This window comes from Maribacter luteocoastalis (assembly GCF_048890225.1).
Classification (GTDB): Bacteria; Bacteroidota; Bacteroidia; order Flavobacteriales; family Flavobacteriaceae; genus Maribacter; species Maribacter luteocoastalis.
In genome coordinates this window covers 548,066-573,567 of record NZ_JBMFZG010000002.1, presented here as the reverse complement: position 1 = coordinate 573,567, position 25,502 = coordinate 548,066, and the positions used below count along the sequence as shown (strand labels likewise).

The 25,502-nt window shown below is 34.7% G+C and carries 14 protein-coding genes; 1 reads left to right on the top strand and 13 read right to left on the bottom strand.

Annotation, left to right across the window (positions count from 1 at the left end):
* Positions 1-1,011 (bottom strand): UDP-N-acetylglucosamine 4,6-dehydratase (inverting), encoded by a 1,011-nt coding sequence (pseB, locus tag ACOCEA_RS07015; RefSeq protein ID WP_420755501.1) that lies wholly within the window; start codon positions 1,009-1,011, stop codon positions 1-3.
* 244 nt (positions 1,012-1,255) lie between these two features.
* On the opposite strand from pseB, the gene ACOCEA_RS07010 reads away from it, so the two are divergent.
* On the top strand, positions 1,256-1,882 hold the full coding sequence (locus tag ACOCEA_RS07010) for a GDSL-type esterase/lipase family protein (protein WP_420755500.1): 627 nt from the start codon (positions 1,256-1,258) through the stop codon (positions 1,880-1,882).
* Positions 1,883-1,957: 75 nt separating this feature from the next.
* Here ACOCEA_RS07010 and ACOCEA_RS07005 read toward each other — a convergent pair whose 3' ends face one another.
* The 12 genes from ACOCEA_RS07005 to ACOCEA_RS06950 form a co-directional block, all read right to left on the bottom strand.
* Positions 1,958-3,115 carry an acyltransferase family protein gene (locus tag ACOCEA_RS07005; RefSeq protein WP_420755499.1) on the bottom strand — a complete coding sequence of 386 codons (1,158 nt, stop codon included), beginning with the start codon at positions 3,113-3,115 and terminating at the stop codon, positions 1,958-1,960.
* A 71-nt stretch (positions 3,116-3,186) separates the two neighbouring features.
* Positions 3,187-4,596, bottom strand: a complete 1,410-nt coding sequence (locus ACOCEA_RS07000; RefSeq protein WP_420755498.1) for a hypothetical protein — start codon at positions 4,594-4,596, stop codon at positions 3,187-3,189.
* Between the two features lie 41 nt (positions 4,597-4,637).
* Positions 4,638-5,999 (bottom strand): MraY family glycosyltransferase, encoded by a 1,362-nt coding sequence (locus ACOCEA_RS06995; protein WP_420755497.1) that lies wholly within the window; start codon positions 5,997-5,999, stop codon positions 4,638-4,640.
* Positions 6,000-6,795: 796 nt separating this feature from the next.
* Positions 6,796-8,226 carry an MFS transporter gene (locus ACOCEA_RS06990; protein ID WP_420755496.1) on the bottom strand — a complete coding sequence of 477 codons (1,431 nt, stop codon included), beginning with the start codon at positions 8,224-8,226 and terminating at the stop codon, positions 6,796-6,798.
* Between the two features lie 55 nt (positions 8,227-8,281).
* Positions 8,282-9,553, bottom strand: coding sequence for a glycosyl hydrolase family 17 protein (locus tag ACOCEA_RS06985; protein ID WP_420755495.1), 1,272 nt, complete (start codon positions 9,551-9,553; stop codon positions 8,282-8,284).
* 37 nt (positions 9,554-9,590) lie between these two features.
* Positions 9,591-13,061, bottom strand: coding sequence for a hypothetical protein (locus tag ACOCEA_RS06980; protein WP_420755494.1), 3,471 nt, complete (start codon positions 13,059-13,061; stop codon positions 9,591-9,593).
* Between the two features lie 116 nt (positions 13,062-13,177).
* On the bottom strand, positions 13,178-14,326 hold the full coding sequence (locus tag ACOCEA_RS06975; protein WP_420755493.1) for a glycoside hydrolase family 16 protein: 1,149 nt from the start codon (positions 14,324-14,326) through the stop codon (positions 13,178-13,180).
* Between the two features lie 100 nt (positions 14,327-14,426).
* Complete coding sequence (locus ACOCEA_RS06970) at positions 14,427-16,910, bottom strand: carbohydrate binding domain-containing protein (protein ID WP_420755492.1); 2,484 nt, start codon at positions 16,908-16,910, stop codon at positions 14,427-14,429.
* 19 nt (positions 16,911-16,929) lie between these two features.
* Positions 16,930-17,745 (bottom strand): glycoside hydrolase family 16 protein, encoded by an 816-nt coding sequence (locus ACOCEA_RS06965; protein WP_420755491.1) that lies wholly within the window; start codon positions 17,743-17,745, stop codon positions 16,930-16,932.
* A 59-nt stretch (positions 17,746-17,804) separates the two neighbouring features.
* Positions 17,805-19,202 (bottom strand): Ig-like domain-containing protein, encoded by a 1,398-nt coding sequence (locus tag ACOCEA_RS06960; protein WP_420755490.1) that lies wholly within the window; start codon positions 19,200-19,202, stop codon positions 17,805-17,807.
* A 9-nt stretch (positions 19,203-19,211) separates the two neighbouring features.
* The gene (locus ACOCEA_RS06955) at positions 19,212-22,340 is read right to left on the bottom strand and encodes a glycoside hydrolase family 2 TIM barrel-domain containing protein (protein WP_420755489.1); all 3,129 of its coding nucleotides are present in this window, start codon (positions 22,338-22,340) and stop codon (positions 19,212-19,214) included.
* A 246-nt stretch (positions 22,341-22,586) separates the two neighbouring features.
* A complete protein-coding gene (locus ACOCEA_RS06950; RefSeq protein ID WP_420755488.1) occupies positions 22,587-25,229 on the bottom strand; it encodes a helix-turn-helix and ligand-binding sensor domain-containing protein in 2,643 nt (880 codons plus the stop codon).
* Positions 25,230-25,502: the final 273 nt, after the last annotated feature.

The window sequence follows — 25,502 nt, the reverse complement described above, 5'->3', positions numbered from 1 at the left end:
CTAAGCTTTAAAGGTTGAATCTACATGCTCGGCGATCAAGGTACGTAAAGATGCCACTGTTTCCCACTCTGTGTTGGTGCCTGAATTATAGCAAAATCCTTCAGGAACTATTGTTGCACCAAATTCAGCTGAATATTGAGCAACATCCCAAATTGGTGTTTGTGGAATAATTACGAAATACTTGCCTAGGTCATACGTGAAAAATGAATCGGAAGAGGTAATCATTTCTTCATGAATTTTCTCTCCTGCCCTAATGCCTATAACCTTATGCTCACATTCAGGCCCTATCGCCTCAGCAACATCGGTTATTCTATATGAAGGTATTTTAGGAATGAAGATTTCACCACCCCAAGCCGTTTCCAACGCGTGTAAAACCATATCTACACCACCCTGAAGCGAAATATTGAATCTAGTCATTGCCTCGGAAGTAATTGGTAAGACACCCTCTGCCCTTTTATTAAGGAAGAATGGAATTACCGAACCATTAGAACCCATTACATTGCCATATCTAACTACCGAAAACTTTATGTTATTCTTTCCCCTTATGTTATTAGCTGCCACAAAGAGCTTATCAGAGGTTAATTTAGTAGCCCCATATAAATTGATGGGCGCACAAGCCTTATCTGTTGAAAGGGCGACTACATTTTGAACTCCTGTTTGCAATGCCGCATAGATAACATTTTCAGCACCGCCCACGTTTGTCTTTACACACTCGCTCGGGTTATATTCTGCAATGTGCACGTGCTTCATCGCTGCTGCATGAATCACATAATCTATACCTTGAAAAGCGCGCATCAACCTTTCCTTATCTCTAACGTCCCCTATAAAAAATCGAACTTGAGGATAGTTAGAGAATGAGTATTCTTGCGCCATCTGAAATTGCTTCTGCTCATCTCTAGAAAAAATAACCAAACGCTTGACCGAAGGCCATTTTTCTAAAATATTCTTTACAAGCGCTTTTCCTAAAGAGCCGGTTCCTCCTGTAATTAATACTGATTTGTTATTGAGCATCTAATTGTTTGGTTTATTTTATGAATCAATCCTAAAGAAACAAAAATAAGTGAATGCATCCCCTAAGGCGATTTTAATCCGTATACAAAAACTATACATCATACCTTTAAAACCGATTAAATAGACCGATTAACGATAATGTTGGATATAAACTATAAACTATTAGGAAATACTAAAAAACCAATGAATTTTCAACTAGTTTTAACTTTAACTAAAAGGGTTCAAGAACAGCCGAAAAATTCATATGAAAAAGGACAGACTTTGGCCAATTATATCACTTTGCACACTTATTATATTCTTTTTATTTATGCATAAAGAAGAATTGGTTCAAAAATATATTCGGTTTGATAAGAAGGCAGAAATAGTCATGTTCGGGGATTCACATGTGGCTCATGGGAAATGGAATTCCACGCTACAATCAAAAGCGGTATTACGATATGGCTGGCCTGGATTCACCTCTGAAAACCTTGTTCAGAAAATTAACGACATACTATTATTCAAACCAAAATTTGTTTTCATTCTCTGCGGAGGGAACGATATCTTTCATAAGGATTTTAATCCTTATAAAACTTTAAGTAATCAGATGAAGATAGCTACGAAATTGAAGCAACAAAACATTGAGCCTGTTTTTTTAGAATTAATACACCAACGTGGCGATATTAGCTTCAACTTGAACATAGACAGCATAAATACAATTCTAAGGGCATATTGCCTCAATACGCAAATAGAAATCATTAAGATGAACCCTATCATGTATGATTCTTTGGGTCTAAAAGCAACCCTCACCACCGACGGGCTTCATTTAAACTCCAGAGGATATGAGATATTGAGCGAAAAAATAAATCAGTATCTAAAAAATAAATTCGAATAACCTTTCATTCATGTTCCTTAATGTCTCCCTGTTCCATATTCCAAATTAGAACACCTATCTCACTGTTAAATGTTGTTAGTTTTTAATCTTACCAAGCTTTAAACATGAGTACAACTTTTTATGCCAATCCCTTTCCATACAAGGCCTTTCAATAAAAAGATAAAACACAGAGGAAATAGCCAAAATCATAGTGACCAATAAGACCAAATAAATAGAAAAATTTACCAGCGCATATTTGGAGAAGGTAAACATAACAATGTACTTTCCAAACACATAAATTATGGGACTATGTAGCATATAAATAGAGTAACACATTCCTCCGATATTCGTTACCAAAGGGTATGCCAAAAACTTTAAACATTTATGGAAAATAACATAATAGAAAAGAAAAAATATACCCATCAACCTAATCACTTCCCAAGCACACTGGGCTATAATAGTATTGAAATCATGAGTTTCAAAAAGCCAAATAAAAACAAAAAGAAAGGCTCCAATAAAGACATCGTATTTAGTCTTTTTAAAAAGGAATTGCCTAGAGACATATAAATCGGCCAACAGAAAACCAACCAAGAAATACTGAAAAAACTTTATGATACTTAAAAAAGGTAAGACATAAAATATGCTATAAATTGAAAAAGCAATGGCCATTAAGATTATGGAAGACCTTCTAATAGTTTTCGACTTTACAGCGAATACGAAGGCCAATATAGGCGCTAATACATAAAATTGAATTTCTACTTCAAGGCTCCAAAGATTAGGGTTAAGAAGCGGAAAAGGATGTACCCCAGAATATATAAGGTTATGTGAATAAATGAGCGAAGCTAAGAAACTACGTATTCCTGTATCAAAGGGAATCGTATTAAAAAACACGGTATACCCAAGAAATAACAGGGTTAATACAATAATATAAGGAGGTTCCAATCTCGTTAATCTCCTAATAAAATAAGTTTTAAGATTAATTGCCTTTCCATTACCTAAGTGAAATTTAGCAAATGGCAAACCAAGAATAAAACCGCTGATGGCGAAAAAAATAGGCACCCCAAGCATACCGCGGTGTAGAATTTTACCAAATAGTTCAAAATCAAAATTGTTTACATACACCGATTGATCTTTTAGCATAATGTAAACACTGGCATGCATGACCATAACGCTTGCAATGGCAATAAACCGTAAACCGTCTATTTCTGGAATAAAGCTTCCGGATGAGGTGATTCTCTTAAATGATAATTTCATATGATTATTTACGGCTCAAACACAAAACAACACCTATATTTTTGATAGACTCCGTTTCGCACCTCCTATCACTACAAGTCAATAAACGAGGTGTTATTCATATACTCTTTTTGCTTTATTCCGTAATTATTCAGAATTATGGGCAAAATATCACAGGTGGGTAAATGCTTTGTAATAAAACTGGATACTTCATTTCTAGGGTGGTATGAAAATAAATGCCCTTCAGGAATATGATATGCGGTAGCCGATGATTTGTCATCTATAACAATGTTCTTAAGTCCACTATCATCCATACTAAAAGATGTATTTCCTACTTTTATCTGAATGTCTTGAAGATTCAAATAAATTAAATCTATGGAAAAGTAATTTGCATCCTTTTTTCTATAAATAATATGATCATTATTGATGGTCATGCTTTTTAAATTTTCTTCAAATACATCTACATGATCCTCAGAAATTACAAAGTTGAATTGAGGAACCATCGCTGGCATGACCTTATATTGGTCAGACTTTTTCAAACCCAATATAGCCATAAACTTAGGATTATCAACAATAACGATCTGTGTTTCAATAGGCTCACATTCAATGGCGTCTTGCCCCATACTAGATGTGATAATAAGCTTATAGTCTTGATTTTTATCTATAAAATCAGAGAGCCTCTTTAGCATACGATCGGTATGGTTCATCGTAAAAAGGATTTCATCGCTATAGGTATTTATCCATTCATCATCATAGTCTAGTTTTTCATATTCATTAGGAAAAAGAGCAGCCCAATACCTATGCATACTAGAAGCTACATGATTTGTAAAAAAAGTTACAAAGTCCGGCCTTTTATCGTTCAACAGTTTGTAAAAAACATCAAAAGATAAGACCGTTTGGTAGGTTCTTCTTCTTACATTTTTCCAAGGGTCTATTCTTTCTTCCACCAATTGTTTTGCAACACTGGTCATTGTATCTAGTTTTAGACCTAGTTTTCTAATATGTAATAATCCATTTAATATTTCACTGTAAGGAAGTGAATTATCCACATTACGCCCTGACTTTCTTGATAGGTTTAAATTGATCTTTTGAAAGAATTCCACATCTTTAGGAAAACATTCGTGATTGGGTGCAAATACATCGGGCACAAAGAAATTATAATTATCTAAACTCAAGGGTACGGACTGGGAATGTAAAGATCCGAAAACACCTGTTTTTACGCCATTACTTGACAGTAAATCCCAAATAGGTGGGAATTCCTTGTCTACTTCGGTAAGATTTTGATTAAAATCGGAAACAAAGTGTTTATCACTAGGAACACCACGATGTAGCGTAGGCCAGGTATTCCAAGGTGAAAGATGCCCTTTGTTCTCTGTAATAGTCTCATATTTCTTGAATTTTGGATAATTCAATGCTATCCACGAGTTTGGCCTCATCTTTCTGTAGTAATTAAAAACTCTAATAGGCACTTCATTTAATTCAAAAAAAATTATTTTGTCCATTATTAAAAATTTTTATAATCAAACTAGATAATAGTTAAGATTTAATTATTTACATCCTCTACAGACCTACTTTTGGTCGACGAAAAATTCCTCAAAATCCAGGCTCTTTTTTCCATAGCATCTTTTAAAAGGGTCACGGATTTTCCTTTTTTACTATCAGAACCCTCCATAATTATTATACTTTCGCCATCAATGATATTAGATTTGTTTTTATTTTTTTCATCAATTAATCTATTCCTAAACTTTACTTGATTATTTAACTCATTTAAATCTACAGAAAGTGCATAGGATATAGATTTTTCTGTTAATTCTATATTATTGGGTTTCAACGAAATCATAAAAGGAGATAAATACACCAACACTCCTATTACTATAACTAAAATTAATTGCAAATGGATTTCAACACCATCTAATAGCAAAGCCATAACAATTACTAAGACATTAGCCATAGAAATTACCAAAGTAGACTGTTTATGAGTGCATCCAATATCTAGAAGTCTATGATGTATATGATTCCTATCAGCAGTAAATGGGCTTCTCTTTGCCTTGATTCTAATAGCAAAAACCCTAAGAGTATCCAATAAAGGGAATGATAGTATGGCCAATAAAAGCACAGGTGCATTTGTAAAATTAAATGGCATAGTTGAAGTAGCATTTATACCTAGAAAACATATGCCCTGATAAGCTAGTAAATAGCCCACAAACAATGATCCTGAATCTCCCATAAATAATTTATCGTCATCCGAAAGGTTATACTTTAAAAAACTAATTATAGAACCTATTAATATGAAAGAAACCAGCATAAAAAGTCTATGGTCATTTAATAAGAAGAAAATTCCGAAAGCAGAACTTGCTATAATTCCCAAAAACCCAGCTAAGCCATCTATGCCATCAATTAAATTGTAAGCATTAATAACAAGAATAAAAACAAAAAGTGTAAAAATAACCGAAACCATATAAGGCAAATCGTAAATGCCCAAGATTCCATTGAAATTTTCTATTCTGATATCTGTCATGAAAATCACCATGCATGAAGAAACTAATTGACCAATAAACTTTTGTTTTGGAGCTAAAACTATGAGGTCATCTTTAATTCCTAAAAACAGCAAAATAAGAGTAGCTCCCAATACTGATAATAATTTATTTAAGTTAGATTGATCCAATTCAGACATTATTCCAAATAAAATAAGAGCTAACGAAAATGAAAAAAACAATCCAATTCCTCCTAAGGAAGGAGTTTCCGTAACATGTGAATCACGTTCGCCAGGCCTTTCCATTAATCTCTTTTTTTGCGATATATATATAATGACGGGATACATCCTGTAACTGAACAAAAATGTTACTACTACACAAGTTAAAGCAAACAAATGTTTTGTAACTAATAAATCTATAATGTGGGACATAGCTTTATTTAAATTAGTAGATTGTTAAAAAAGATACTGGATTAAACCGATTTAGATCTAAGCGGAATAAAGATTGAGAAATCATAAACCATTGTGTTAAAAATAACTACGATCAAATTGAGCTGTCTTTACTTCGATAAACTTAGCGTTAAAGAACTTAATCCCCATAATATTGAACTATAAACAAACTATACACTTATGTTTGAATTTTAGTACTTTTTTAAAAAGATCGACCAACAGCATATTACATCGCTGATACCATTTATGATTTAAAGTTTTAGATGTAAAATCTTACATTTTCACATCTCTAAAAGTATTAATAGCTGCTACTAGAAATAAAAAAAAATTATCTATGATGCGGTAATGTTGTATTATTTAAATAAAAAATTATTTGCACTGTTAGTCTTTAAAGTTTTTAAATAGTTTTCGAGCAAGGTTTACCTCTTTATTTTGAAAAAGTATACCATCTTATTTTAAAAAAAGGTGGAACTATTTAATTTATCCAATTTCAGAAATAACTTAGAGTAAAATAATTAACTTAAAATTCTCCGAATTAAAGGTAGATTGTGAAAATCTAAGCTATACAACTAACTATACCTTACCATATTTTATGTTTTATCAAGATTTACAGATCTTATTAAAATCTACATGTACCATATAACATACCCAAACCGTGTCAAGTATTTTGATTTATTATACCTACAACCATTTAAAAATATTTCAAACTTTGATGAAAAGCCTACGTGGTTTTCTCTAAGCCATCAATTTTTATTTCATAAATTAAAAATGTAGATTTTTAGTTCCTTGTATCTTTTTGTTTAGCCAGTGCTGCACTTACTTCACGTGCTTTTTGCTCTGTAATATCATAACTACGCATTGCATACATAGCTCCTAAAGTACCAAGTATTGGAAAGAAAGTATAAAACAATCTCATTCCGGTTATTGCACCTTCTGGTTGTGTTGCAGCATCAGGGGTATACCCAACCCAGGCCATAAATACACCACTAAGTAGCCCCGCTATAGCAAAACCAAATTTGACCATCCACCAGTAAATGGCGCCAAAAACACCTTCACGTCTTAAACCTGTATTCAGTTCGTCCAAATCAATAACATCTGCGGTCATTGACATCATCAATGTAAAAAGACCACCTATACCAAATGAGAAGAATGGGAGAGCAATTAGGAACATGTATGGCTTTCCAGGAATAAACAAAAACCAAAATAAGATATAACCAATTATCGATATTCCCTGAGAAATCATAAATGTCCTTTTCTTACCAATCTTTCTCGCAATCCTATCAATTATTGGTATGACTAAGAATGTGGTGGCCAAAGCGCCTATACTACCGTGTAAGGTAGGCCAAATACCTGCAGCGCCAGCATCGCCGTTAAACATATAAGAAACAATTATGAAGAATGAAAATGCCGCAATGGTCATGAATGAGTTATATATTAAGAAGGTAGCTACGCATAATTTTTTAAACTGAGGAATTAGAAACGCCTCTTTAAAACTTCCAAATATTTTAGTTAAACTATTGGATATGTTATCCCTGTTAATTGGAGTAAAATCCGTTCTATCCAAGGTAGATTCACTCTTAATAAAAATCGCAGGAATAATGGCCATTATGGTACAAAATACCGCAACATAATAAGATAATTCCCTACTTGCCGCAGGAGCACTTTCAAACATTTCCGCATCGTAAATAATAATCCAAAACCAAGGCACAATAACCCATGCCCATTGACCAATCATCTGTGCTATAGCCATTATACGGGTTCTTTCATGAAAATCATCACTCATCTCATAACCCATTGCCACGTAAGGAACACTGAAAATGGTTAGGCCAATGTAGAAAATAAAAGACCATACCATAAAGTAGACAAAGTTATAAGTAAGTCCACTCTCGGGATATAGTTGCCACATGGCAACAAATGCTATTCCCATTACTATAGCACCGGTGAACACAAAGTGTCTACGCCTTCCCCATTTAGACTTTGTATTGTCTGAAATGAAGCCCATAATAGGATCTGTAAATGCGTCGAAAATTCTGGGTGCAAAAAATATGATTCCCCACATCAATGGCGAAAAGCCCAATCCCTTTACCAATACCATCATAAAAATCTGTAAAGCTGCCGGAAACATTTGATTAGCAAGCATGCCTAATCCAAAGGCAATTTTCTGTGCTGTAGGAACTTTTGCTTCATTTGGAATTGCGATGTTTTTCATATTTTTAGTTTAGATTATATTCTTATTTAAATAGTTTTGATTGTTCTATAAAAATTTATTCAACTTCTACTTCACCCAAAGTAGATGGAGATAAAATGTTTTTTATCATTGCCTTTTCGTCACCATCAAAGGTTTTGGAAATAATATTACCGTTCCTGGTCAGACCCTCAAAAACTCCTTTATCTACCAATTCCCATAGGGCGTATTTGGCTTGACCATTTAAATCAAAAAGGCCAAAATGGTTTTCAGACCCTGAATCATTAGATGCATCTTTCCAATTTTCATCAAAAGCTTCAAAATAAAAACAGGAAATTCCTGCCTCATTTGTCCAATCCCGCATATGGTCGTAATAAAGCGCTTGCTTGTATTCATCCGTTGCTTTGGATCCCTCGTTTCCATAAAGGCCATCTGATAAACTTGCCCAGCCAGTTTCACCTATATGAATTGGTTTGTCAATTCCTAGACTTTTGATATATCGTGATACACTATCATATTGTGAAATTGCATATACTTTAGATCGTAGCATTGCAGCATCTATCTTTTGGATTTTAGACAACTCTTTTTCTGATTCCAAAATGCCCCAGAACTGTGGATTATAATGCGTATCATGCATAGGATAGGTATGTATAGAAACATAATCTACCGCATATACCAATTTTTCTAAGTCATCAACGTGGTATTCACTAGCGCCACCGCCCCATGAGGCAAAATTATCGGAGCTAGTAATCCATAAATCTTTAGATAGTTCCCCTGATTTCTTTAAACCTTGTAAATGATTTACCCATTTTAAAATTACACCAGGCCTTACATAGTAACTAGTTGCCCATTTTACCATAGCCTCATTACCAACTGCAATTATTTTTACGATCTCAGGATATTCCTGAGCGAGCGAAATTGCAGTCTGTATCTCTTTAAGGTTACGCTCACTTTCCTGATTATGGTCTGGCTCGCCATTTTTCCAATTAAAAGCGTTTTTGCAATCGATCCATGCCCCTAACATCACGTACATTTCAAAGCTAGGGTCCTCTTTATTCAATTGCCGTATAGCCTCTAGTAAATTAGAAGCATGTGGAAAATGAACATTATAAGTGCGTAGAATTTTAATACCTATGGCCTCCAATAGTTTCATATCCTCCTTGAGCTCGTCTAAGGTAGGCTGAATGTCCCTTGAATTCTGTCTGTAACCCCCATAAGAAATTGCCAAATAATTCGGGTTTCCCAAAATATCGGCCGCAGTTTTATTTGGAAGTTCTTTTTGAACTTCTGAACAACAGGCCAACATCATTAGTATTACGATAGAAACGATAAATCTTTGTACTCTTTTCATGTTTTGTTCATTACAAATAAACAGCAACAAAATACTGTCATAAGCTTACATACATTTTGATTTGCACTACTTCACCAGTTCTTTTGAATATCTTACTGCTTATATCTTCATCAAGTTGTATTGAATTAAACTCCAAAATCTTTCCATTAGTCAATTCAACACTCAATCCCTTTTTATTTGACAATGTATATATTACAGGCACCTGACAATAGGTAAAGGCTAGTTCTCCTTCATTTAAATCTAAATACCTCACCTGTTTGTCGATAGCTCTGTATTGAAAAGACATTGGCTTTTTCAAAAATTCTTCCTTCTTCAATAATTGGGGGTTAAATGCGAGTATTCCGCTACTGACAACTATTCCTAATTCGCCAAACCTACATAGTATGTCCTCTTTAACTTGACCGGTCATTCCAGGTTGTTGTGCTCCTTTTCCTCCTGGAGTATGGGAATATGGATCTGTTGGAAATGCTCCATACAATTCCGGTGATTTGTGTACACCTATACCAGCATTTATTTCATAATAGTGGGTGAAAAGTCCGTCAATTATGATATTACTTTCTTTATTTTCGATTGCCTTTAAACATACTTCTTGAACGCTTAAGAGTAATTTAGACACCATGTGCCAATAAATGGAACCCAAACCTTCATACCCATAAAAAGTACCTGACCTTCCCGTAAACGATTTGTGATTAAAATTATCTTCAAAGATTTCTAAGAGTAGTTCGGTATCTTTTTGAACGAGTTTTTCATAATTTTGCTGTTGTAATTGCAATAGTGCCTTCTTAAGGCTATCTGCATTATTGAAATTACCATTGAAATGATACCCCCCCATTACATCTTTTTCTACAATAGTGTAATTATGGTCCTCTAGGAGTTCTCTTATAAGTTGAGACTTTTCAATTTTATCAATTGGTATATTGTTCTTTTTAGTAAATCTTGCCAGTTCTTTGTTGGGATACAAAACATAGCTATACTGATCAGCCCTAAGCAAAGCACTTCCTTTCAAAGCGTTTAATACTTCAAGGGATTTTTCTCCGGACAAATAGCCTGAACTTAGAACTGCAACTTGACCTTCTAGCATCTCCGCAAGGTGAGATACGGATACTTTTGTGTCATTCTCTACAGTCATTAAATTGTAAGCATGAAAGAGTTTATCTTCCCTCTGATTGGTGGATATTGAATGTTTTAGGTACAGATTTGATATTAACAAGAACTGTAATAATTGCTTTTTTGATATGTTCTTCTTTTCGCCAATAAAACCATTTTCGTAAATAATGCCCCTGTAATCACTAGCTGCACTACCCAAACCGTCCAAGACTGATTTCCTATCGGTGTCAGAAATTTTCCCAGAGAGTATATGAGAATTAACCTCTAACGTATGCCAAACCCTTTTAAAGAATTCTATCAATTCTATAGAAACCCCATAATTCTCTACTGGTGAGTTTTCAACGATGCACTCAAAGAAATTCAAGAACCTATGTAAGTAGTAAAGTGTGACCATAGAAACACCATTGCCTACCAAAGCATTATTGGCATCGTTCCATTCGGGTCTCTGGGTATTCATCCAGATTCCTGCTTCGGGAATAAAATTTGACATTTTCGCCAAAATTGTAGCTAATAACTTTTCAATAAGATTTACTTGGTAAATGCATTGATTTTTAGACGTTAACAAAGCTCCATCAGAACCTAAAACCTGCCTTTTCTGATGAATTCTCTTTTCCGAGTCGGTATCCAAAACAACGGTATCCTTAGGATTCCTTAAAATATCTGCATAGGGCTTTATTTTGTATGGTACATTGGCATATACAAATACATCATCATCAAAATATTTAGTAAGGCCAGAAGGTGAATACTTTTCGATAAACTCTAAAAATTTCAATAAATATATAACTTGATGATCACCCCAATAACCAATATAGGACCATGGGTCGTCTGCTTCAATAGTTTCCCAATCAAAGCCATCTTTAGTTACCCTATACGGGTTATAACCATCAAAGGTTGTTGCGTTTAAAAATTTATGTATCATGTTTTCCATGAATTGAGGATACGAATGTGCCAAAGCTTCCCAATTTTGAAAAATATCCCGCCAATTTCCTTGGTAGTCCAGGATTTTTGACCCATCCTCATTTCTTGTATTGATAGAAAACTTGTTCCAGGGCCTACTCGGATCCCCATGTCTTCGACTGAATTTTAAGGGCAAGTATTCAAAACTGATACGTGCAAAATTCTTATTTGCATTATTATTGTCTAACGCAGATATAACAGTCCGTAACTCTTCTAGAGAAAATAATTCAGGTAGATCATTAAGCAAATCTTCCTTTGACCTGAAGATCTCTTTATTTGCATTTTTAGTATACCTTAGGAAATCTACCTTTTCAATAGTGTAGTTATTATCAAAAATACCACCACGCATAATATTGAAAAGTGTGTTTGCAAAGTGTCTGGTGTCTCTAAGTTTATCATTTGTTAATTGAATACCATCAGCAGCGCCGTTCAATTCCAATAAATGTTTTGTACCTAATTCGATATCGTCTAAAATTAACGATGCCAAATCATTTGAATTTTTAATTTTTTGCGTTATTTCAACAATAGAACTTACAGATTTATTTACATCAGCAATAAACATCCATTGTCTTTCTGAATTAGCGGACAAATTCAGCTCTTTAGAAATAAAATAGGCTCCTTTCTCAGCCCTAACATCAACCTCTTGAATAAGTTTTTTTCCTTTTCTAAAATCGTTTAATTGCAGAGAAGAAACCAGATGTGTTGGATTTTCAATTCCTAAAGACCAAACGGTTGTAGCTTTTAGAGCCTCACTAGGCTCTGCCCTATCAACTATAACAGCGCTTAAGGCATAAATCCCTAAACCTACTTCTGCCTCTAATTCATTTTTCTTGTAAGCATCTACAAGATTACTACTGGTCGCCTGTAACCCCGTATCAACGCCATAAGGCATTAGGTTTTGTATCCCATCAAGAATGCATACCTTAATTTCATGATCGGAATTATTCAATAAAGTAGATTTTTTCACAAAACCAAACTGATCACTTGAATTCCATTGATACCTAAATGTCAAATCAAGATCTTCATTTATCTCCTCAAAAATCACCTTATTACCAAAGCAGTTTTTATAAAGATTTCTAATTGTTCTATATATTCCAACATACCTTTCCGAAAATGGCTCCCATAATTGGGTCTTACCATCTTTAACAACATGCAGTATGGTTTTACTACCTGTAATATCGGATGATTCAGAAATCTTATCATCAGTATAATAAGGAAATAAGGCAAATCCAGAATCTTTTCGACCTGCTGTTAGACCACCATTACTTGAAACGAATATCCAATGGTTAGCATCACTAACAATACTCATGAAAAAGGGTCTCATAGAATCGACATTTGAGATTTTATAATAGTCCTCATTTTCAAAGGACACCAATTTGCCACTAATCTCACTTTGATCAATATTTCTTTTTGAATTTCCTATATAAATATCCGTTTGTTTCATGTATTATCTTTGCTACTGTTAAATGTTCTCTAAATTCTGATTAAGGTAATTCTTGCCACAAATCAAAATCAGGGCTTTCATCAATCGATTATTATATCTTACAGATTATTTCACTCCTAATTTCTATACACTCTTACATAATCAATTTCCATAACGGCCTGCTCAAAGTCAGGGTCAATATTTCCACCAAGTGTTCCACCCATTGCAATATTCAAAAGAATAAACTGATCAGAATTAAATGGCCAAGTATTATTATCTTTAATAGTTGGGTCATAGGTGTAAAAAAGTATGTCATCAACATAAAAATCCATTTTATCCGCAGTCCAATCAACTGCGTACACATGAAACTCAGTTGTGGCGTCCGGAATATCAATGCGCCCAATATTTACAGTATTTCCATTACTGGAGGGAGTATGTATGGCACTTGAAATATCACCTATTTTATTCCCTACGTGTTCCATAATGTCTATTTCCCCACAAAAAGGCCAACCTATACTGTTAAGATTGGAGCCTAAGGTCCAAATGGCGGGCCATGTTCCTTTTCCTTCAGGTAATTTTGCCTTTACCTCAATACGCCCATAAGTGAAAGAAAATTTTGAGTTTAACCTTGCAGAAGTATAGTTTTTTGTAGAATTAGCGAACGTATAGGATTCTTTTTTGGCACGTATTTTTAAGGTACCATCAGAGACGAATGCGTTCTCCAATCTATCCGTATAATGCTGCTGCTCTGCGTTGTACCAACCTCCGTTAACAGGAGGAATAATTTCTGAAAACCAGTTAGATGTATCAACAGGGCCAGTTGCATTGAACTCATCTGACCACATTAGAAAATCATCCGTGGCAACTTCTTCTTCTCCATCTACATGAACAGTAATACTTTTTGTTATTCCAATTTGCTCATTAGATGAGGAAAAAGCTGTAATTCCTATTAAATAGTCATTAAGTCCCGTCTTGGTGAAAATATATTCTCCTATTCCATTGGCACTTTCCAGAACCTCCTCATCATTAAAATTAAATACATATCTAACAGCATTTTCCGCATTAACCTCGCATCGTATTAAACCTGATCCATTTCCATTAGGGTTTTGTGAATTTGAACCTACAATCTGTATAGACCAAGTGAGATTTTTTGGACTAGTAGTCGTTTGTTCTGGAATGGGATTATTTTCTAAAGTTTTAGAACAAGAGCAAAAAATTACTATCAATAGTAAAATCAAAAAATCATTAATCTCCTTACCATATATATACCTAAGTTTATTTATCATTTTATTAATTTATATAAAATTCTTTATTACGAAAGGGGGTATTAACATACCCCCTACTCGCAATTAAACAACCAACAAATTTGCTCTTAATTCTAGTATACTACTCGATATATCTAATAGATACGTTATCTAAAAACGCCTCAACTCCACAACCAGCTACAGGTCCACAGTCTGTCTTTAACTGTAATGTAACACCTCCGCTTACATCAGGCCCTGTTGTAACTGTATAGGTATAAGTTGTCCAATTTTCTGTTGGGAAAAGTGGCCCACCACTTAGAATTTCTGTTTTAGAAACCCCTTCTGTTGCTAGTTCCGAAAAGAATTCCGCAAAAAATACGCCACCAGCCCCAGATAAGGAACCACGCATGTCAAATGAAACAACAACAGTGCTATTTGGCATCACTACTCCAATACCTACATTAGCTTGTTTTAGTACTGGGAAAGATGCTCCCCCTGTTCCTCCATCTACATCAGAAACGAGTGTGCCAGAAAAACTTCCACCATTATTATCTACATTGGTAACATTAAAAACACCGTTGTTTTCAAAAATAGTCCAACCTGTATCGTCTCCAGTTTCAAAATCTCCGTTTATTGCCAATTCAATTCCGTCTGTACCTCCAGTAACAGGACATCCGTTATTTGACGCTGGTCCTGCTTGGTTTGGACAATCGTCATTTTCATCAGCTACACCGTCTGAATCGGCATCATTGGTTCCACCACCTGTTCCTCCGCCAGTACTTCCTCCATCACATGCAGGACCACTTTCGGTACCGAGGCCAACAAAAACATTATCAATATTAGCTTGAACAGAACAACCATCAACTGCTCCGCATTCAGATTTCAACAATAGCGTAACTCCATTTGAAACATCCGGACCAGTAGTTGTTGTAAAAGAATATCTTGTCCAAGCATCGGTTAAGGAAATCGGGTTACCATCATTTAAGATATCTGTTTTAGTAACACCGTCCGTAGTTGATTCTGAGAATAGTTGTGCTATAAATACGCCACCAACACCAGCTGCGCCACGTAAATCAAACGAAATTGTAATATCACTATTTGGAGTAACTACGCCAACACCAATATTAGCTTGTCTAACTACCATTAACTGAGCTGAATCTGCAGAGAAACTACCTGAATATGTATCACATTTAAAAGCTGTATCAGTTGCCGTGAAACTGCCATTATTACCAGCAATATCAGTTTCCCATCCTGTTGTATCTCCCGTTTCAAAACCACCGTTTGTAATTAGGTTATCTTCATCAGTACCATTACCTCCTGTTCCGCCTTCTCTTGCATATAGTGCAAAATCATCAATATAATAAGTTTCAGTAGTATTGGTATTCAATTCAAAAAATAATATAATACGATCATGTTTACCATTTTCACCAGCTGCAATAGGGAAGGTTAATTCTTCCCAAGCACCTGCTTGTGTGGTAGTCGCAAATGATTCTGTAAATATTCCAGCCTCAACTTGGTCTTCTAGTTTCACTAAAACGCTAGTACCTGCATTTGGAGACCATACTTTCATCTTAAAACCAGCATTCGCACTAAAATCCAATTTAGCATCTAAAACTATCTGGTTATTCGCAAATTCAGCAGAACCAACTCTGTTTATCTGACCTACTTTACAAGAATTGTTCAAAACATCATCAACATCAGGATTATTTACCCAAGAAAAATTAGCATCATATGATTCAATGCTAGACGTTGGGTCTGACATAAATGTTAAATTAAAATCAGCAGCATTAAGTGATTGCATGGTTTCAGCTACGCAGGTAACGTCACCTCCGCCAACGGTTTCAATTTGCTCAATATCATCTATATAAAATGTACCTGTCGTTGTACCAGGACCATCCACAAATAAGGTTAACCTTGAATAACTAGCGTCAGAACTAAAATCAAAAAGCAATTCTTCCCAACCAGTGCCACCATGACTTCTAGTTACCTCTAAAGCTCCTGATGTACCTTCTTCTAATTTCATAAGGACATCTACTGCTGAATCTGCCCAGAAATTCATTTTAATCGTTTTATTTTCAGTTAAATCGATATCATTGCCTAAATCAAAGTAGAAACCTTCAAATACAGCTCCTATGTTAGTAATGGCCCCTACTTTTGAAGCTACTGTGTTAGAACCTCCAGGTGCTGGATTATCAACTACGTTAAATGCGACACCCTCAAATGCCGTAACTTCATAATTAACTTCTGAGCTATCGAATGTAACTGGTAAGGAAACCATGGCGCCTTCCTCTGGAAGTTCAACCGTAATTTCATCCTCAAACGTGTCCGAGGAGCCAGCATCATTAGATGCCTTTAAACTTACAGTATATGTTCCTGTAGAAAAATTTTTGATAGGATTCGTTTCCGTAGATGAATTTCCATCACCAAAATCCCATGCATAGCTATTTGCATTGTTAGACGTATTTTTAAATGTTGCAGTTCCAGTATCAGCATTTAGGGTAAAGGTAAAGCCCGCAACAACTTTTGGCAGCTCAACACCACCACCGTCATCACTGCTGCATCCCAACAAGAATATTCCCAGGATTAAAGCAACAACCCTATTTGTTTGTTTTAATAATTTTTTCATAATTCGCTGTTTTTTAGTTTTAATTTAATTCATCATTTGTATAAACCCTCACATAATCCACGATCATGGTTTGGGGAAAAATAGTTTCGCTGTTAGGCAAGCCTACGAAATTACCACCTACAGCAACATTCATTAAAATATAGAAGGGTTGGTCAAAAACCCATTCACCGGCAACATCTGCAGGTGTAATTTGATTGTATAACACATCATCTACGTAAAAGTTGATATATTCTGGAGCCCATTCAATTCCAAATACGTGAAAACCTGTATCAAAACGGTCATTTTCTAAACTGTAACTCTTTGAAATAGATTCACCAGCGGAATAACCAGGCCCATGAATGGTACCCAATACTTTGGTAGGTTCTTGGCCACGATACTCCATAATATCAATTTCACCCTTTTTAGGCCAATCGTCTTCATTTGCCCCAAGCAACCAAAACGCCGGCCAAATACCTTGGCCAAAAGGCAGTTGAATACGTGCTTCAAATCTGCCGTATGCCTGTTCAAACAATCCTCTGGTCACAAGTCTTGCAGAGGTGTAAGGGGAACCATTAAAAAGTTCCCTTTTTGCTGTGATGACCAATGCTCCATTTTCAACTTTTACATTGTCACTGCGATCTGTATAGTATTGTAATTCATTATTACCCCAACCATTGGCACCAGTTCCAATATCATAATCCCAAACAGCGTTATTTGGTGCCTCGTCGCTATCGAATTCATCTTCCAATACAAGTGTTGTGAAATTTGCTACCGTTTGTCTTTCATCAATAGAACAACTTGTTACAACCAATACTATTGATATAAAAAAAGCATATATAAAAAATGTTCTTTGCATCTGTATTTTATTATTTATTAAGCCAATCCAAATTCCCTATAATCTTAAAATCAAATTAATTATTTGAAGAAGTAGATATTGTCCACATAAAAATTAGATAGTGGGGAACCATTTATATTTTCATATATAATTTGGCCTATTCTACTTTTATTCGTTAAAGTAACAGGGATATCAAAACTGCTCCACTCATTGCCAACAAAATCAGAGCTCTCAAAAAATATTTGTTGAATTTCATCGTCACCACCTCCATCAGCACCGTCAGCACCAAAATCCTTGAGGGTAATCAATAAGTTCACAGCTGGATTAATTTCACCTGGAATATATAAATCAACATGAAAATTGGGCTTCTCAGTGGCATCCACTGTTGGATTACTAAATTGATTGCCAACAAAATTAAAGTTAGTATAGTTTAATATGTTATCTCCATCAATAAAAAAGTCTGCAGATTCTGTAGTTTGAAAAGGCTGCCAGTAACCATTATAAAAATCCACATTGATGTTAGTGTAGACGTCGCTGAAAATGGAGATAACATCAGCCGGGTTCCTTGTAGGCTGTGGGGCAAAGTCAAAACTTCCATTGACATTAACGGTAAGTGAACCTGCTGCAGGTATACCTCCCAAACTGGCGGTAATCTTAGCCGTACCAACACTTAGTATAGTTACCACACCTAATTCACTAACTTGGGCCACATCTACATTTGAAGAATTAAAATCAAAATATGACGGTGCTGCAGAAACTGTTTCATTTATACCAGATTCCATGTTAAAAGTTTGTGTGAGGCCCGTTACCATAGTTTGGTCACCTAAAAAAGCCTCACTTACTAAATCAACCCCATTTTGAATTGCTGGTCTAGGTTGTGCGAAAGTCCCAACTTTCTCATATTTTAATTCATCAATCCAAAAAGTATATCCATCATTATTTTCAGGACCCTCGGCATACCAAAACATACCTTTTTCGCGGGTAAGCTTTTCTGGATTGGGTATCGGAATAATATATTTTTTCCAATTGGTACTTATCCTCATATTCGTTCTTGTGACTGCATACTTATTTTCGCCAAAATCATTCCCAAGGCCTATTTCATTTATTGTACCTGCCTGAGATGCTTTTGCCCAAAAGGTAAGTGCATCATATTCCGTAAGATTACGTCCTACCTCAACTGGAAAAATAGCACCTGAATATGCCCCACTAGGATCACCAACGTTCGGAACATCCAAACGCATAGAGTTCGTACCAGAATATTTCACATTAGTATCAACTGAAAAGGCATCAAATTTTGAACCTTCAAAAGGGAAATACTGTAATCCGGCACTAAAGCCGTCTATATAGACTTCTGCATTATTAGGAAAAGTAGCAAATTCAACCTCATCTGATAATGTTCTATCACAACTGATGGAAATCATAAAAATGAATCCTAAAAACGGAATTGATCTTAAATACATTTTTTTTTCGTTTTTCATTTTATTAATTTATTTGCCGATATTAATATGTACATAAGTTCTTATTTCCCACTCAGAGCCATCACCAAAACCAACTGGGCTAATTATTGGTGATTCTGCAAATTCCAGAGCAGCATTTGGCAAATACCTTGGAGAAAATTCGTTTAGAGAACGCCATGTACCACGTATTCCAATCTTAGTATTTGGAAGGATAAACCAATCCGGTTTTCCTAATGTGGTAGACAAATCCAGCATTAGCTGCACTGGATATGTAAGGTTAAAATCTCGATGGTAATCAAAAGGTCCCCAATCATTTATTTTAAAAGAGTGTATTACCTTGACCTTGTTATATATAAGTCTTATATCACCACCCCCTCTTTTAATCAATCTTTCATCACTACCATTAGCCTGCCCATTTCCTGCGTATAGATTTGCAATAACACCTAAATCGGGACTTACTTTAGATACAATTCGTGTATGTGCTTCCCATAAATCCTGGGCAGGAGCCGAATTTGGGAAGGCAAATAATGTTCTATTTGCTAGAAAGCCTATTGCAGCATCTTGTGCCGTAGGCAGATGCCTATAAACAAATCCAGCACTAATTGCAAGTTTGGCATCTTCCGCCCTATCATTATCCCATTGATACATCCAAGTGGCAGGTGTAGGGTCATATGTGAACAAAAGCTCACCTGCCGTGGTTTCCCTATTTCCCCTTACAACAAATGGATCATCCTGTATGTTTCTCAACCTACCTGGGGCAGGAGCATCATTGGGCATTGCTGCCACCAAGGGCTTTTGCCATAAAAAATTAGGTGCAATTTGTAGCTTACCTATTGTATACGTAAAACCTGCAAGAAAATTGGTCTGGTTCCCACTTCCGGAATCTTTCAATTTCCAACCTGTAAATGTTTGTGTTTGATCTGCACCTCCATTGGCTACAAGTCCCATTGCCGCTCCTTGTACATAACCATTAAATGCACCTTTTGAATAGGTGATTTTAGCTTTTCCTCCCCAATTATCAAGGGAGTTGACCTCATCGGTTAATATGGTATAGTTACCTGTATTTCCAAGGGCAACTTGAAATCTTCTACCATTTAAAGGTTGGCCACCCCATATACCACCCGCTTCTATACCTAGGTTTCCTATTTTCCGTTTTGCATATAAGGTTGCCCTTCTTGTTTTTGGCTGTGGAATAAAATTTGAAGTAACCGCCTGGGGCGCATCGGAAATATCCTCATGATAAACTGCTGCTAAATCGAAATCTCCTATTTTTCTTGTATATTTTAACAAAAATGCAGGATTAGCTCCCCACCATAATTGTGGACCAAAGGCAGCTTTTAGACCATTGAGTGCTTTCTTGGCATCAAGTTCAAAACCACTTATTTCTCCATTATAAATATCTAAATTGGGACCATAGTTGGCTTCCGGATAAAGACCGAAAAAATCACCCTCGTAGGCCCAATGGTAATGTCCTGTCCTATAAAATCCCCTTAAATCAAATTCTTCCGTATTCCAAGTATATTCTGCATTGTAAATTTGAACTCTATTAAAATCCGTAACCTCTAATGGACCTTCTTCTGTAGATACTGTTCTTACCCTTGCCCTATTCTCGTAAAATATTTCATCTATTGGGTTTGTCGCTACATTACCAATGATATTGAAGTTGACATTTGCACTCATATTAGATGTAGGATTACCACGCACACCGATATAATAGGATTGCATATGATCAAAACCAAGCTGATCAGGGAAAGTTGTTTCATCATCAAGGTCTGAATTTACCGGTGTAGTTAGTAGCGTACCACCAGTGTTAAAGGTTGTAAATTCAGCTCTTAAGTTGCTTATACTAATCTTGTTAGTAGTTCCTCCGTCTATGGCTGCCTTATCTCCGCGAGCTCTTAAAACAGCATCTGTTAATTCTATATCATTAAAATAATCACTAATGAAATCAGATGTCATGCCTTCCGAGTACGGGTTTATTTGATGTGCTTTTTTGAGAGCGTAATACGCAGCACGAGGATATAAATCATATAGTCCTTTTTCATTTGTTGGCCCCTTGGCACAAATGCCAAACCATTCTTCATTCATATTATTCCGACCTTCTTTAAAATCACTTTGATAACCTCCATTAGGCCAAGATGCGTTAGTATCATGTACATCAAAATTTTTGGTCTGATCAAATTTCCACCAACCATCACTAAACTGAAAAGTGAAACCCCCAATAGAATTTCCTACATTACCTAACCCTGCGGCGTTACTATATATCTCCTTCCAATTTTCAACCATGTAATATGCCTGAGATTTTTGGTCTTCTTCATTTGAAATTGTATTAAAAGCATCTGCACCAAATTCAGTGAACATTAGAGGTTTGTTCAATTTATCTTTTACAGTTTGAAAAGCGTCTGTAAAAGACACACCACGATACATATTAGTGCCATAGACATCTACATCCTTGCACTCTTTGGCTATAATATCCAAGAATAATAAATCCCCATTACACATGGCCACAGGCAAGGAGTCATCTATGCTCTTTATCAAAAGTGTAGCAGTATTGAACAATTTATACATTGCCTTGGCACGTTTGGTTGATTTTCTATCATCGATTGGGATATCCTCAGTTTCAGCACCATCCCAAAAAAGACCATAATTATTTTCATTCCCTAACAAATACATCAATAGACCTGGTGTTCCTTTATATTTATTAACCAAGGCGGTTACCTCTGACAATAATTTTTCTTTTGTGATAGGATCTGAATATTCCGTATTAGGAACCCAAGTTCCTTTAAGGGTTAAACCATATCTTCCAAATGCATGATTTATCATGGTGTATATTCCATAATTTTCATAGATATATTCTATCCATTTGGGCTGTACACCTTCATATTGTCGTATCACATTTACACCCATATTTTTTAAGAGTCCCATTTCGGAATCTAAGGCAGCTTTGATTATATCATCTGATTGATTCCATAAACTGTAACTAGTCACACTAGTTCCAATGGGAACATAATCCCAATTCATACCATTTATAATGAAGTCTTCTCCCTTAACCAACAGCTTATCTCCATTGTCATTTTTTTCAATAGATACTTGTGCAATAGAACTGGTTGTTAATAACAGAAGTACAAATTTGAGTAGATGTATTCTGACTATTTTCATTTATCAATTATTTTTCAGTAAACTTATTGCGTTAAATTGTCGATTCCACAAAAAATAACCTCAACAAAATAATAGATAACAAATAAAATGTGTTTTTTATACCAATTTAGCAATAGAAACTCCCTTTTATTGGGCTATACAAAAGAAATCGCGAAGGATTTTGGTGTGGTATTAGAAAAAACTTTTTTTGCAAAAAATCCTTTGTAGGGGTTGTGTTGTGGTGAAAAAGTGATTACACTATAATGATTATAGCCCCAAAATATAATTAACCAAATTATCCTCGTGTCCCAAATTTAATTTCTTACGTAATCGATACCTTTTAATCTCTACACTTCTTGGAGTTATGTTTAGCAGATCCGATATCTCTTTTGTAGATAGGTTCAGCCGTAAATAACCACATAATTTAAGGTCGCTCGGAGTAAGATTTGGATGTTTTATTTTTAAGTTTTTTAAGAACTTACTATCTGCATTGTTAAATGCTTCTTGAAAGAAATCCCACCCATCATCTTGTTTTAAACTTTTATTTATGGAGTATATTACTGTCTTTATTGGATCATCCCCTCTTTGTACCCTTAGTTCTTCCCTAATACTTCGCAAGACGTCGTTCTTTTTTGCAATACTCAATAAAGAAGCAGCCAATTCCTTGCTTTTACTGTTAAAATCAATTTTTAGCTTCTCATTTCTAAGTTTTATAATTTCCCGTTCATTTTGAACCTGTGAAAGGATAAGTTCTTTTTCGTTTTTGAAAATTAATTTTTGTCGTTGTTTTTTATAATACTGTTTATAAAGGTTATGCGTTGAAAAAAATAGTAACATAGTGCCTATGGTATACATAGTAATCATTAATTTGGATATATACCAGGGACTTGCAATTTCAAACCCATATGTACCAACGTTATTGGAAAGGGTATCGCCAATTTTTGACCTCACATTAAAAACATACTTACCATACGGTAAGTTTTCAAATGAAGCAACAGGATTATCAGACCAACCGCTCCACTCATCATATAATCCTAAAAGTTGGTATTGATATTTGGTATTTAAGTAGGTATTGAATTCTGTAGTATAAAAAGAAATTTTATAATTAATTTGTTTATTACTAAAATTTCCTGGTTCATTTATGTTTTGCGGCTGCAGGTTAGATTTATCGGCTCCATTAAAAACTTTTCCAATATGAACCTCAAAGTCCTGATTTAAAGATTTTTTTAAATTGATATTGACATAACCCGATATAGACCCTAGTAAATATTTGTCATCTTCCAGACCTGAAATATTTTCGTACCCTATGATACCTTTCCTTATTTCGGAAGTGAGTGGTATATACTCTATACGCTCTTTGTTTGTTAAACCGGTTGGGCTTATATTAACAATATTAGATTTTGTAAAAACCCATATGCTATTGTCCTTTTCATTTACAATCAATTTTCCAGATTCATAATCATTTTCCGTGTAGGCTTTACTCAACTGATTGTCTTTTACAAATATTTGATTTTCTGTATCATATTTAAATATTCCTTTTTTGTACGCATATAACAACTCTCCCTTATACTTGGCTATTCCAGAATCAGAACCTTTAAGGGTAGAATCAATAGTGACTTTTTTTATGGTAGAATAATCACTACTAACATCTAATTTAAAAATCCCCTTATATTCATGATTCACAAATATTTGATTACCTAAAGTTTCAAAATAACGGGATGAGTTATTAAAACCTTTAAGTTTATTTCTTAGTTTCCAACCAACTTTAGTTCTTTCAAGTACATATAGTCCATCATAATTTCCTTGAAGCAAAATGTTCCTGTTATTATCTATCCTAGCTACACTCCAAGTCCCTTGCACATTGGATATCTTATTTGCCTTTCCATTTTCTACCTCATAGGTGCCAGAATTATGGCCACATAGTAAATCGCCATCTATATTCTTTAAAAACCAAACTTGCCCTTCCGTGCCTTTAATGAAATTAAAATTAGCCTTACTGTTTAACTTCCTATAAAAAAGCCCTTGATTGGTTCCAAGATAAAGGTATTCATTATGTATGGCTGATGCGTATACACTTCCTAGAATTCCTCTTTTTTCATTATTTATCTCATATGGTGAATCAGTATCTATATAACTAATTCCATTATCTAGCCCTAACCAAATATTATTTGAGCTATCTTCTGTTATTGCGAGTACTGTGTTATTAATTAATCCATTTATAAGATTTATTTGAGATACTATTTCCCATTTTTCATTTAAAATATATAACCCATTAGCAATGGTTCCTATAGCAAATTTGTTGTCTTTCAATTTTATGGCATCATAAATACTTACATCAGATAAAATATCATTTGACAAAACACTGGATTTTGTTAAGGTATTGTTGGTATAACGATATAGGCCATCCTCTTTTGTTAAGATTAACAAGTCACCACCACTTACAAAAACGTTAATGACCTCATTTTCTTTAACTGCATCAGTGTCAAGAAATAAAATAGCCTCACCATTATTGATTTTAAATAGTCCTTTCCCCAATCCTTGAAAATATATTTCACCATTAATTTCGAATATTTGGGATATCTTAACAAGCGATTCAATGAAACTAACAGATTGATCTATTACATTATATATATAAATGCGATTTAATGATTGAAATACCATCCAATCATCAAAACGTATTATATGCCAAAACTCCTCATCCTCAAGAAGATCAATATTTAAATCTTTGGATATAGAGGTGTATTCCAAAAGTTGTTTATCATTCCTTTTCCAGAAACCAAACTCCATATAACATCCTGTATATATTAAATCATCTACAACTAGTACAGACCTCATTATAGATTCATTTGGGGAGATGTACTGATTCCAATATGCGCCATTATATTCTAAAAGTCCTTTACTATTTGCCACATAGACTAATTTTTCAGAAGAATGGGAAATCGCCCAATTTTGATTCTCACCCTTATAATCAGCTGGATGAAAATTTTTGACAGAAGGGATTTCCTGTCCTTTACTTAGTAGAGTAAAAAAAAAGACTATAAATAATAGCCAACAACTATATAGACTTTTTACAGGTAATACTTTATAAAATGGCGGTAAAACTAGATTTTGAGCAAATAATATTCTCTTATGAATTGTTTTTTTCTTAGGGAACATAGTTTTCAATTAGGAATATCATTAAAA

Bases quoted from the DNA above. Each gene is read 5' to 3' on its own strand.
- pseB (WP_420755501.1), bottom strand. From the start codon at position 1,011: ATGCTCAATAACAAATCAGTATTAATTACAGGAGGAACCGGCTCTTTA.
- ACOCEA_RS07010 (WP_420755500.1), top strand. From the start codon at position 1,256: ATGAAAAAGGACAGACTTTGGCCAATTATATCACTTTGCACACTTATT.
- ACOCEA_RS07005 (WP_420755499.1), bottom strand. From the start codon at position 3,115: ATGAAATTATCATTTAAGAGAATCACCTCATCCGGAAGCTTTATTCCA.
- ACOCEA_RS07000 (WP_420755498.1), bottom strand. From the start codon at position 4,596: ATGGACAAAATAATTTTTTTTGAATTAAATGAAGTGCCTATTAGAGTT.
- ACOCEA_RS06995 (WP_420755497.1), bottom strand. From the start codon at position 5,999: ATGTCCCACATTATAGATTTATTAGTTACAAAACATTTGTTTGCTTTA.
- ACOCEA_RS06990 (WP_420755496.1), bottom strand. From the start codon at position 8,226: ATGAAAAACATCGCAATTCCAAATGAAGCAAAAGTTCCTACAGCACAG.
- ACOCEA_RS06985 (WP_420755495.1), bottom strand. From the start codon at position 9,553: ATGAAAAGAGTACAAAGATTTATCGTTTCTATCGTAATACTAATGATG.
- ACOCEA_RS06980 (WP_420755494.1), bottom strand. From the start codon at position 13,061: ATGAAACAAACGGATATTTATATAGGAAATTCAAAAAGAAATATTGAT.
- ACOCEA_RS06975 (WP_420755493.1), bottom strand. From the start codon at position 14,326: ATGATAAATAAACTTAGGTATATATATGGTAAGGAGATTAATGATTTT.
- ACOCEA_RS06970 (WP_420755492.1), bottom strand. From the start codon at position 16,910: ATGAAAAAATTATTAAAACAAACAAATAGGGTTGTTGCTTTAATCCTG.
- ACOCEA_RS06965 (WP_420755491.1), bottom strand. From the start codon at position 17,745: ATGCAAAGAACATTTTTTATATATGCTTTTTTTATATCAATAGTATTG.
- ACOCEA_RS06960 (WP_420755490.1), bottom strand. From the start codon at position 19,202: ATGAAAAACGAAAAAAAAATGTATTTAAGATCAATTCCGTTTTTAGGA.
- ACOCEA_RS06955 (WP_420755489.1), bottom strand. From the start codon at position 22,340: ATGAAAATAGTCAGAATACATCTACTCAAATTTGTACTTCTGTTATTA.